The 556-nt window shown below is 47.5% G+C and carries 1 protein-coding gene; it reads left to right on the top strand.

What is annotated here, in order from left to right; genetic code table 11:
• Positions 1 to 455 (top strand): fructose-bisphosphatase class II (locus ACWHAR_RS30695; RefSeq protein ID WP_452088886.1); only part of this gene is annotated, 455 nt, incomplete at its 5' end.
• Positions 456 to 556 lie beyond the last annotated feature (101 nt).

Genomic DNA, 556 nt, shown 5'->3' with positions numbered 1-556 from the left:
TTTCCGAGCTTCGTGAGGCCGGCGCCAGAATCAAATTGATCAATGACGGCGATGTCGCAGGCGCCATCAACACGGCTTTCGACCACACGGGCGTTGATATCCTGTTCGGATCAGGCGGCGCTCCTGAGGGTGTGCTTTCCGCTGTTGCGCTAAAAGCACTCGGCGGAGAAATCATTGGTAAACTTCTTCCGCAAAGCGAAGAAGAAATCACTCGCTGTCACAAAATGGGCCTTGATTTAAGCAAAGTGCTTCGCATGGAAGACCTTGTGAAGGGTGATGACGCGATTTTTGCAGCTACAGGGGTTACTGACGGCGAGCTGTTAAAAGGAGTTCAATTCAAAGGCTCTGTCGGTACAACTGAAAGCTTAGTTATCCGTGCAAAATCGGGCACTGTTCGTTTCGTTGACGGCAGACACAGCTTGAAAAAGAAACCAAATCTTGTAATCCGTCCATAACAAACAGAAAAAGCGGGTGTGAGCCCGCTTTAACTTTTGCAGAAAAGCGTCAACTCTATCAATTCCGTGTCAAAACCTTATTTCAGTTGAATAATTTTTTG

Source organism: Bacillus sp. LR--39 (assembly GCF_053613335.1).
Note: the sequence above shows the minus strand (reverse complement) of the source record. Positions and strands in the feature narration are given on the sequence as shown.